This window comes from Bacillus sp. PK3-037 (assembly GCF_054161355.1).
In genome coordinates, this window is record NZ_CP096408.1 from 2,254,409 (window position 1) to 2,267,220 (window position 12,812).

The 12,812-nt window shown below is 45.9% G+C and carries 1 protein-coding gene; it reads right to left on the reverse strand.

Annotated elements, in window-relative coordinates; translation table 11 throughout:
• Window positions 1–2: 2 nt before the first annotated feature.
• Window positions 3–12,797 carry an SDR family NAD(P)-dependent oxidoreductase gene (locus M1D69_RS11655; protein ID WP_458106010.1) on the reverse strand — a complete coding sequence of 4,265 codons (12,795 nt, stop codon included), beginning with the start codon at window positions 12,795–12,797 and terminating at the stop codon, window positions 3–5.
• Window positions 12,798–12,812 lie beyond the last annotated feature (15 nt).

Below are 12,812 nucleotides of genomic sequence, written 5' to 3' on the forward strand. Positions count from 1 at the left end.
GATTAACTCCCTTCTATGATGTTTTGCACACTCTTAAAATCCAATTTCCCTTGCGCCACCTCTTGCATCAAACCGATGATTTGATCGTCAGTGTACAGGCTGTTGGTTTGATTTTGCGGCAGAGCCTCCGCGCTTCGGTTTTGTCCTGCAGCTTTTAAGGCCACATAAGCAGAAAGCGCTTGGATTGTCTGGAATTCAAGAAGCTCCCGGCCGGTCAGCTTGATCTGAATGGTCTTCTCTAAATGACGCATCAGCTTTCGGCTAAGAATTGAATCCATCCCGTATTCTTGAACGTTTCTTTTGAAACTGATTTGATGCCGTGACAGGCTCAGCTCTCGTTCCAGAAATTGTACGATGATGTCTTGAATGTGTTTCTCTTCATTGGACTCGTCAGTCTCACTTTGGGCGATTTGTGACGATAGCCTACTATTCTTATCTGATGAGATCCAATAGCGTTCCTTTGCAAATGGATAGCCAGGTAACGGAACGATACGCACATTATTGTCTTCATGGAGCAGTTCCCAAGACATATGATTTCCTTTCGTCCACCAATCTGCTATCTTTTTAAAATCTTTTTCTATGACGACCATTTTCAGAGATGTCTCATCTCGTTCTTCTGAAATGTCTTCCACATTCCCTGTATAAAAGGATGTAAATTGACCGAATGATTCACCATTCTTCACCGCTTCTGCAAATTCCTTCAATTTTCGCACCAGTTGTTCCTGATTATTCACTACGATCGCCAGTCTTGCTTCCATTGCTTTTCTTCCAACCTGGAGTGTATACGCAACATCAGGTAATGAAAGGCTGTCATTCTGCTCTGCATACTCAAGCATTTGCAGAACAGCATCGTGAAGCCGATCCTCATTTTGAGCAGAAAGCACGATAACTTGCGGACATTCGGTTGGTTCTTGATGCGCGGATGCCTGCTCATTCGGAATGTATTCTTCAATTACTGCATGCGCATTCGTACCGCTGATGCCCGTTGTGCTGATTGTCCCCATCCTCGGATTATGATTTTTTCTGATCCATGGCTGGTTCTCTTTGTGAAGCACAAAAGGGCTTTCTGCAAACTGAATATAGGGATTGCTCGATTCACATTCATGGGTAGCCGGAATGGTTTGATTTTTCATAGCCATCAGCATACTGATCAAAGCAACCACACCGGAAGCTGCAAATGTGTGTCCGATTAATGATTTAATCGAGCCGATGGTGCAGAATTGCTTCTGTTTCGTATATTTGCTGAACGCACCCGTCAATGCCTGTACTTCAAGCGGATCTCCCAGATTTGATCCAGTGCTGTGCGCCATCACATATTGAATATCCAGCGGATTGATCTGATATTTTTCATAAATGCTTTCTATTAATTCCGCCTGGCTAAAAGGATTGGGAGCTGTCATTCCATTGGTTTTGCCGTCATAATTCACGCCGCTTGCTTTTATACATCCATAAATGTGATCTTGATCTTCAATTGCCTTTGATAATGGTTTCAGCAGAACAGCTGCTACCGCTTCACCAGGCACAAGCCCATTGGCATCCTGGTCAAACACTTTGCATTGTCCATCTGGAGAAAGCATTTCCGCCTTTGTCAGCGCCTCATAAGACATTTGAGAAATATTCAGACTGACGCCGCCGGCTAAAGCCATTTCACAGTCTCCCTGACGCAAGGCTGCGCAAGCCTGATGAATGGCTACAAGTCCTGAGGAACATGCCGCCGTCAACGCCATATTAGGTCCTTTTAAATCTAATGCATATGCAATTCGCGCAGCCAATGTGGCGTTTTGAGTGCCGGTAATGTAATCCGTATCACCGGTTAAGTGGGCATATTCTCCTTCTTCCACACCCACATAAACGCCGCAGGACTTTCCTTTAATCCGGTTTCCCATATATCCTGCGTCCTCAAATGTATGCCATGCTTCTTCCAGAAACAATCGCTGGCGCGGGTCCATACTTTCGGCTTCTTTAGGCGATATGTGAAAAAACAGCGGGTCAAATCGGTCTATGTCTTTCAAAAATGCGCCCCATCTCGGCACTTCTGCTTTCTCTGGATGTCCTTTAACTTCACGCCAGTCCCAGCGGTCTTTCGGAATCTCTGAAATGCATTTTTTTCCGTTTTTCAGATTGTCCCACAATTCATGAACCGAATCAGCTTGAGGAAACCTGCCGCTCATTCCGATAATGGCGATAGGCTCTGTGTAAAGCTGCCGGCCGCTTCTATGGCTGTTTTCTGATTGGAGTGCTGCAGAAACCGGCACTTCTGCTTCAGCCTGATTCTGAGTAGCATCACCCCGGTAAAATTCCTCGATCTGGCCTTTATGATCCGTTAAAAAGAAGCGGATCAATTCTTTTAAAGTCGAATAGCCAAAAAATAAAGCAGGCGTTATCTCGACTTTGTAATAGTCAGTTAACACGTTCGAGAATTTAGCCAAGTAGATGGAATCAAATCCAAAGTCGGCCCAGTTCTTATTCAAGTCTAGCTTGTCTTTTGATATCTTAAGCAAGGTGTGAATATGCGTTTTTAAGTCCATTTCCAAACGTTTTTCAACGCTTAAGTTCTTCATCCCGCCCGATGTTTCTTGTGCAGGCGGGGCTATCATGTCCGGTTCTGGAACGGCTCGTTCAGTCATTCCTAAAAAGCGGCGGACCCGGCTTGGCTGACCGGCGATGATAAGATGCTGCGCATCCTGCTGAGACAAAATGTGTTCAAACATACGTATGCCTTCTTCCGCTTCTAAAAAGCGCTGACCGCTTGACTTCAGGTACATCTCGGTAGTTTCGGCATTCCCGATTGTCATCCCGCCGTCCTTCCAAACAGGCCAGTTGATAACAAACGTATGGCCGTGATGAAGCTTGTTTCTGTAATGTGCATAAGCCATTTGGAACCGATTCCCTACCGCATAATCACAAAAACCAAAGTCTCCTAAAATAGCAGAAGACGAAGAGAAGTAACAGATAAAATCCAGGGTTTCTTTTTTAAACCACTCGTCAAGCGCGATCGTTCCATTAATTTTCGGTTCAATAATGCGCTTGAAGCTATCCTTCTCTTTTTCAAAAATAGAGGACCCGCTCTCGATACCGGCGGCATGAATGACACCATTGATGGTGCCGTACCGGTCTTTTCCGCGTTTCACGCAGTCTCCCATTGCGATCGGATCACACACATCCGCCTCTGCATACATGGCTTCGCCGCCTAAATCCTTCAATACTTTTAGCTGCTTTTGTTTTTCTTTATTGATAGGCGTTCGTCCTGTCAGAATGATGTTTGCGGCATAGTTTTTAGCCAAATGCTTGGCGAATAAATAACCGAGCCCTCCTAACCCGCCTGTAATCAGGTAAGTTCCCCCGGACTTCAATTTGCTGTTGCCGGGCTGTAACGTTGTCTGTTCAATCTGACATACATAACGTTTCTCATTCTGATACAAGACGGTTTGTTCGGTTGAAGCCTGTAATTCCGTCCAGATCTTACTTGTCCAATCATCTATTGATTCTTTTGGAATTTGAGCAGCATCCTGAAAGATTCCTGTCACTTTCGTATTCGGAAGGACTAGCCCGAGTGAACGTTCAAATCCTATCCATGATTCCAGATAACTTCGGTCAAGACCATTTTCAAAACATCCAGCCAATAACACACGGGCAGGTTGAAGCTTCGCGGCCGCCATAGCCTGCAATAAATAGACTGCACAGGAATAATCCTGACTATAGCTTGAATCCTCCGTCGCCCATAAATAGAGGATTGCATCCGGTTCTCCATGTTCTTCCTGTATCCTACGGAAGGCTTTCTCAAAAGTGCCGGGGTCCTTCCGTACAATTTGATAAGAGTATGGAGACTGTTTGCCGTACGTTTCGCCTTGAGAAACAAATATGACCTTGGTCTCTGAATCAAAGCTTTTCACAGCTGAAGCGAATGCTTGTTGCTTGTCTCTGTCAGTCAGAAAACAGACGAGAGTTGTGAAGCTTTTCGATGCGAGAGACACCTGCTGTTCTTTCCATTCTTCTTTAAAGGTCATCACCTCGAAGTCTTCTTGCTCTTGGTGTTCTATATTGTTTTCAAAGGACATTGTTCTCTTTTCAACACCTGGTGCCCAGTAATGCTCCTTCGCAAATGGATATGTCGGCAGGCTGATTCGGATCGGTTTATGAGCTCCGTACAGCTTTGTCCAGTCAAAAGACAAGCCCTTCACCCAAAGATCCAGTAATTTCGTAAATTTCCCTTTGCTCATCCAGGCGTCTATCATCTTCTCCGTATCTTCATCAGCTGATAAGAGCGCTAATGCTTGTTTATTATCGTCGATACGATCGAGATACAGATCCTCTGCTTTCATTTCTATAAAATCTTGCAGCTTGCTCTCTAGATCTTCTATTGATTCGGCAATAAAGCCAAGCCTTTCCTCCATTGCTTCACGGCCTGTTTGCAGCGTAAAGGCAATCCGAACCAGATCTGATTCACTGTACCTTTTTTCGCGAACGGCAGTGAGCAGCTGCTCCGCTCTTTCTTGAAGCCGTTCACTGTTTTTCGCTGACAGCACGATCAGAGCAGGAGGATGACCTTGGGGTGTTTGTGCCCTGGTTTTCGGAATATATTCTTCTAAGATCAGATGGGCATTTGACCCTCCGGCGCCAAAACTGCTTAATCCGGCGCGTCTTGGCACTTCCCGACCGTCAATGATCGGCCGCTTCCATTCACCAAGCTTTTGCTGAACGATAAACGGAGTTTGACTGAATTCAATATTTGGATTCAAACGCTCAGCATGCAATGATGGTGCGATTTGACCGTATCTAAACTGAAACAGTATTTTTGTCAAACCGGCGATGCCGGCTGCACTTTCACAATGACCAATATTGGATTTGCTGGAGCCGATGGCACAGAACTGTCTTTCTTGTGTATCTTCCTCAAACGCTTTTGTTAATCCAGCAATCTCAATCGGATCTCCTAATGCAGTGCCTGTTCCGTGTGCCTCCAGATAACTGATCGTTCTGGCTGGGATATTGGCATGCTGAATGGCTTCTTTAATCAGCTTGGCTTGGGCATTCGGATTTGGAACCGTATATCCGTTGGTTTTGCCTCCGCTGTTAATGGAGCTGGCCTTTATCACCCCATATATATGGTCACCGTCTTCTATTGCTTTTTGCAGAGGTTTTAAAATGACGGCACCCACTCCTTCTCCGTCAACAAACCCATCTGCGTCATCACCGAATGATTTACATTTGTCAGTTTCAGAGAGCATGTTCATGACAGATAAGTTCTGATAGTGAATAGGGTCGACAACTAAATTGACGCCGCCGGCAATGGCGCACTCACTTGATCCGCTGTAAATGCTTTCTAACGCCAAATGGATCGCTGTCAGAGAAGACGAACATGCTGTGTCAATAGCAAGGCTCGGGCCTTGGAAATTCAGCAAATAGGATACCCTGTTGGCAATGGACCAATAGCCGTAGCCAGTAGGATAATTTTTGTTCATTACTCCGGCAAAGACGCCGACTTTTCTGCTTGAGCAGAGCGAGTCTGGCGTGTATCCCGCATCTTCAATACTCGCATAGGCGGTTTGCAGGAATAATCGCTCCTGAGGGTCCATTCTTTCTGCTTCTAGCGGAGAAATTTGAAAGAATAAAGGATCAAAAGTATCCATACCTTTGATAAATCCGCCCCATTTTGTATAAATTGAGCCTTCTTTTCCTTTTTCTTTATCGTAATATGCTTTCCAATCCCAGCGGTCTTTCGGGATTTCCTCTATACAATTTCTTCCTTCTTTTAGATTGTTCCAAAATTCTTCTGCTGTCTCCGCCTGAGGATAACGCCCGGATATGCCGATAATGGCAACATCACGGCTGACCGGTGCTTGTGCCAGTGATGGTGCTTCTTTCTCGCGGCTGCGGCTAAGCTTACGATAGCGCTGGGTTGTGTCAGGCGCCGGCCCAGCCTTCTGTGAAGATTTGTTATGGATTGCTACCGGCTTGTCATTTTTCACTAGACGGTCAAGGCCTGTCAGTCTCATAAGTGCTTCTTTTTTCGTTTTGATTAAGTGTTCCACTAACGCGTCTATTGTCTGATACTCAAAAAATAAAGTGCTGCTCACATGGTCCAGTTCCTTACGCAATGTATTCGTGAGCTGAACAACGACAATGGAATCGATGCCGTACTTTTCAAGCTGTTCAGATGAATCAATTTTACTTGCAGGGATTTTCAATGTTTGTCCGATTCGTTTTTTCATATACTCGGTGCTTTTTTCTATCAAGACGGCATCATTTGATGATCCGCCTATCTCTGAAGCTACGTTTTGGACAGATGCCGTCTCCTTCCTCGCTGAAGAAAAATCCTTTTCTGCAGGAGGCGCCATGTCCATAGCCATACGGCGCACCACTCCGTTGCTTGAGGCTGCTATGATCTGGTGACTGAGGTCATGTGCTGCTTCTGCCGGGAAGAACACGGATTCAAAGCCTTCGCTCTCTAAGACCTCTTTCCATTTGTTTGGATATAGACCAGGACAGCCGGGAATTCGCAGCGCAGGATCTTCATACAGCCACCAGCCTTCCAACAGTCCGAAGGTGATGTGTGGAAACAAGCTGTTTCCCGCCATTTCATTTAGTAACAGCAATCCGTTGTGCTTCATCACATCTTTTGCATGCCGCAGCGTTTGGCGAATATTTTTTGTCGCGTGAAGGACATTAGCGGCAATTACAACGTCAAAGCCGCCTGCCTCGATTTCCTGCTGATCGATCGGTTTTTCTACGTCAAATAGCTGATATGTCAGGTAAGGATTTTCCGTCCCATACTCTTTTTCTGCATGCAGCAAAAACGCCTTTGAAAGATCTGTATAACAATATTCTCCTATATGATTTTGATAGGTTTTCAGTTTTTGAAAGATTCCGGCACTCGTGCCGCCAGTACCTGCGCCTATCTCCATAATGCGAATGGAGGTTTTAGGGTCCTGTTTCAGCCGCTCATCTACGTAAGCTGTTAACGTATCAGCGAGCACTGTATTGAAGTAGTCTGCAACTTGGTTATGCTTATAAATACCTTCCACCAATTCCATTGACGAATGAGGGAACATGATATCCGTCGCAGGCACCTTCCCTGTCAGGATATCCGGTAATGCTTTCAGCATGGCCTCAGCTAATACAACCATCGCTTTTGTGTTGCTGTCTTGGAGCCATTCTGATTTCTTTGCATCCCATTCACTCCAAAGCATGTCTATATCCTCTGCCTTGTCCTTCCTCACCAAAGAATCTCCATCTTTTTTAAGGTAGTCTTGCTGCAGAAGGAATTCGCTGCTTTGCCGGAGCCACTTTTCATAAAACTCACGAGTATTGTTGTTTCGTTGAAGACGTTCAACCGATAATGTATGACCATCAAACAGCCCGGCCGTCTGTAGCTGTGCTAACAGAAGTCTGTAAAGGAGAGCGTCCAGCTCCTCGTGTGTTACTTTTTCTATTTTCCGTGTTTCCGGCAGGCGCCTCTTCAGGCTTTCGGCGTCTATTGAAGGCTGCTGCGGGTAAAGGGTGATGAATTCCTTCTGATTCACGCCTTCGACTGCAACAGGTTTAGTCGTATGAATGAAAGCCGTTTGGCTGACAGGCCCTGAAAGCAGGGCTTCTAACGCTTTCATCCCTTCCTCAGGTTCAATTAAGCCTAAGCCAATTTGATTCATGAGCTGCACATAATTTTCATCTTCGGCCGCTTCACTGTTCCCCCAATATCCCCAATTCATGACGTTAACGGGACAACTCCAGCTTTGGGACAGCCAATAAGCAAATGCATCTGCGAATGCACAGCCAGAGGCATAATGGCTTTGCTTCACATTTTTGATATGGGACACAAGCGAAGAGAAAAATAGAACAAAATCCAAATCCTCCTGCTGAAATACTTGGGCCATATGAACACTTACATCCACCTTTGCCGCCAATCCAGTTCTGAATTCTTCGAGCGTCATATTTTCCAGGCTTTGTTCAAATAAAACCATTGCAGAATGAACGATCCCATGAATATGAGGATGGCGTTTTTTCACTTGTTCATAAGCCTGCTGCAATGAATGCATATCCGCAGCATCGGCTGCAATATAGTAAGGCGCAGGTCCAAGTGCCGAGAGACGGTTTAATTTTGCCTGGATGGCATCATTGATTTGACTGCGTCCAATCCAAACGATCTGCGCCTGATAGCGGCGGATCATATACTCACTCCACGCCTCTCCGATGTACCCAGCTCCTCCAATAACCACATACACTCCGCCGGTTCGATATAACGTATCATTTGATGGGGATTGCTGATAGGGAATCAATTGCTGCTGATGCCATTGGTGATTCCGATAAGCCCACGCGTGCCCAAGACGGTCTGCAGGGAGTGTAAACATCTGTTTGATCGGCCAAGTGCAGCCTTCTTCAAGGTCGATCAGCCGGATCTTCCAATGCGGATATTCCTTAGCCATTGTGCCAATGAGTCCATGAATGCTAGCATGAGCAGGATTGACATCTTCATGCTGAGTAATCGGCTGCGCTTGGACGGTGATAATTGACCATTCCAGCTTTTCCCCGCCATAGCCTAATTGAAGAAGTGCTTTCACAAGCTTAAATACGTGAAGAACGTTTTTTTCCTGTTCTTCAATAAACATCTGCTCTGAGTGTAGCGGGGCAATCCACAGTACATGGTCAATGCTGCCGCACGCTTGCAGTTTGTTCACTATCGTTTCCATGTGATCTGCCGGCTGGATATCCAAAACCACAGCCTGAGGATAGTATTGTTTCATTAACTTCTGTTCGTGCTCAGTCCCCCCTAATAAAACGGCTTGTCCACCGGCAGCCGAGACACCGCTCTCCGCATTTGGAGACACTGGTTCCCAGACAGGAACCATCATTGTATGTCCTATCGATGAAGACCCCGCTGCTATTGCTTCCGGAGATTGAGGTTCTCCTTCCAGCGCTCTAATGGAAGCCCCCTTCATTTGCACACAGACATTCCCATCTTCATCGCATAGATCAATATCATACTTTCTGATTTTGTCCTCTGCCTTACTGTCTGAACTGAATCTAATATAAGACCAGATTTCAGAAGGGCAAGGGGCAAGAATGTTAAGTTCCTGCATTGCAAACGGCAGAGACAGCTTATGGACTTGAGCATCCGTATTGACTGAGCTAACGATAAAACCAATGGATGCATGGAAAGCGGAATCCATCAAACTCGGATGGAGCATGAATTGCTTCTTACCGTCTTCCAAAAGAGCGGGTAAGGAGATTTTTGCAAGCAATTGTTCGTGTCCGATAAGCACTTTTTTAATCCCTTGATAGCCCTCTCCATAGTCAAGCCCTATCTTCCGAAACGCCGCATAGCATTGCTCTGATGTCACTGTGTCCAGACTGCATTCCGCCTGCAGCGCTTTAATATCTAAAACAGGAATGTCCGGTTCAGCCCCTAGGATTGCAGTCCCTTGGCTGTGTATCATCTGGTTTTCATCTTTGCTGTAAATCTCATAGCTGATCTCTCCGCTCTCCTCAGGATAAAGGCCAATATGTATCTCTTTTGGTTCACTTTCAATCGCGATAGGACGAATCCAGACGATGTCTCTGAGCGACACAATTCTTTGTCCCTCTCCCAGATCACCCGCTGCTTTTTCCGCTGCTTCCCTTGCCATTTCTAAATAGGCAACACCCGGCATGATTTTCTGTCCCTGCACAACATGATCAGATAGAAAAAATTCCTTGCCTGTGAAGCTAGAGCTAAAGCGCTGTTCAGAAAAGTCTGACGTATTCCTATGCAACAGCGGATGTAATGCAGAATTCGTTGTTCTGCCGCTGATTTTCGTCTCAGGTGCCGGTATCCAGTAGCGTTCTTTTGCAAACGGGTAGGTTGGAACACTTATTTTAAGCGGCTTGCGAGCGCCGTAAAGTTCATCCCAGTTGACCTGTTTTCCTTGAACCCATGATTCCGCGATGTTCTTCAAATCTCCCGCTTTTGCCCCGGTAAACCCTTGGCCCTCTTTGGCCTGTCCGGTCCAGCAGCGATCGGCTTCTTCACCTTTTACAAATGCTTGAAGTTGATGAATTAGATCCTTTATGTCTTTCACGATGAAGGCTGCCCGCTCCTCCATTTCCACCCGTCCTGCCTGCAGTGTATAAGCAAGCTCAAAAAGATTAATGTCCTCGTGAAGAAACTCAATGAGTTTGCCGGCGTATGCTTGCAGCCTGTCTATATTTCTCGCCGACAAGGGGATAATTGCCTCTTCATATTTCACCGAAACAGAGGCTGAGTCGTTCTCTTTCGGGATGTATTCTTCCAAAATGATATGCGCATTGGACCCTGACGCTCCAAACGAACTTACACCGGCACGGCGGGGATACTTAATCTCCATTCCGTTTTCTGTCAATGCCGGCTGCTCCCATTTCTTTGCTTCGCGCTGAACAAAAAACGGTGATTGATCCAGCTCCAAATAAGGATTCAGCTCTTCTGAGTGTAGGGATGGGACCAGCGTTTTATAATGCAGCTGCAGAACGGTCTTCGTTAACCCGCTGATGCCGGCTGCAGATTCAGCATGGCCAATATTTGATTTCACAGAACCGATCGAACAAAATTGCTGATCCTGCGTATTTCTGCTGAAAGCCTTCACCAATCCTTGAATTTCAATTGGGTCTCCTAAAGAGGTGCCGGTGCCATGCGCTTCCACATAGCCGACCGTACGCGGATCGATTCCTGTTTTTTCTAAGCAGGTTTCTATAACATCGGCTTGCGCTATAGGGCTCGGAACCGTAATGCCGCTGACTTTGCCTACATGATTAATGGCACTTCCTTTGATGACGGCATAGATCCGGTCACCATCCTGTTCAGCTTTTCGCAGAGGCTTTAATAATACCGTTCCAACCCCTTCTCCAGAAACGTATCCGTCACCGCCTTCGCCGAATGTATGACAATAGCCGTCGCTCGAGTGCATCCCCACACTGCCATAGCTGATATATTTAGCCGGATGCAGAGATAAATTGACACCCCCTGCTATCGCAGCCTCACATTCCCCATTCCGGATGCTTTCTATTGCCAAGTGAATGGCAGTCAAAGAAGATGAGCAGACCGTGTCCACTGCCATGCTTGGTCCATGGAAATTACAGTAGTAAGACACTCTATTGGCGATTTGCGCATAGTTCAGGGACAAAGGAAATGGATTTTGTTCGGATAAAGCTTCAGCACCTATAAGGGAATAGTCCTTATGCATGACACCGGCAAAGACGCCGACATGCCGTCTTTTATTGGCGCCTCGCTGTGCAGCAATTGTCTCAGGCGTATAGCCTGCATCTTCAATGGCTTCCCAGCATGTCTCTAAAAACAAGCGTTCTTGAGGGTCCATGGTTTCTGCTTCTCTGGGAGAAATTCTGAAGAATTGCGGATCAAAGCAATCGGCATCCTCAATGAACCCGCCCCATTTTGAAAAAGGCTTTCCTGAAGGTGTTGTCAGTTCATCGAATTCCTTCCATTCCCACCGTGATTTCGGAATTTCACTGATGCAGTCTGTTCCAGCCTTAAGATTTTCCCAAAATTCTTGTAGGTTTTTCGCCTTAGGATAACGGCCTGCCATCCCAATGATCGCAATGTCCTCCGCTTTTTTTGGCGGGGAAGAAAGAGCATCTAAAGACTCCGGCAGTGATGCAGGAGGCTGGCGGACAGCATCGTCCGCCTCTCCAAACAAATAGTTTTCAGCCAAATGCGCTGATAATTCTGCAATCGTTGTATATTCAAACAGCAAAGTGGGAGAGAGATCTTCTCCAACATGAGATCCTATCGCCTGAACAATTTCAAGCAAGGATGGCGAATCTAACCCAAGCTCATAGTACCCGGCGTGAATATCCATTTGTTCTGCCGGTTTTTCAAGCTGTTCAGCCAGCAACTGACGCAGTAACCTTTCAAACGCATTGTATTTCCGGCCAGCGTCATGAGAGACAGAAGTTTCTTTTACCACTCTCTCTTCCTGGAGCTGATCGATTTCTTTTTCAGGCTGAAAGGCCTTCGCATCCCGAACGGACTTGCTTGCGAAGTTTTTGAGTTCGGCTACTTTTTGTCCAGAAGAATTAAAATATTCAATGGTCATATAAGTAAGCTCGTTTTTCTGGCGCACGGAGGAAGCTTGAATGCGCGCCGCACATTCTTTTTGTAATGGCTCCGAAGCTGTAAAGGATTCGAAAAACAAAGGCAGATACACAGTCTGTTCGTTTTTATTTACACTTGAGAGCAAGCCGCTTGACCCTAAACCGCTGCCGTCGATGAGCGTCGGATGAAACATAAAAGCCTCAGAATGAAGCAATGCTTCTTGTCCGACAGATACATCAATCAAAGCGGCCTCTTTAGTTTCATATACCTGTCCTTCTGCTTTCATCATGCCTGTATGCACTAATTCTTGACGGCGGCATTGATCATAGATGTCGTCCAAATTCAGAATTCGGCCGGCCGCTTTTTTCCATTGATGAAGGTCAATCTTTTCCGTGAAAGCAGCTGGTGCTTTATGATGCATCTCGGCCGAAGCATATCGTCTATGACCTGATAACGACTCTCCATGCTGTTTTTGCCCTTCAATTAAGATGGACCAAGCCCCTTTTTTGCTTTCAGACACTTGAATCGTCAGGGCAATGTCATACGATGCTTCCGCGATCAGAGGATAAAAAATGGTCAGATTTTTCAGTTCTAGCTCTTGATAAGCGTAACCATGTTCTTGGAATACTTGATAAATCAGATCTATATAAGCAAGGCCGGGTAATAACGCTTGTCCATATACCTTGTGATTGCACATGATAGGATTATTTAATGAGATGCGCAGTTGTTCAGTTATCATGTTCCCACTCCTCTC

What these genes read in the sequence shown, in the direction of transcription:
- M1D69_RS11655 (WP_458106010.1), bottom strand. Translation starts at nt 12,797, where the DNA reads ATGATAACTGAACAACTGCGCATCTCATTAAATAATCCTATCATGTGC.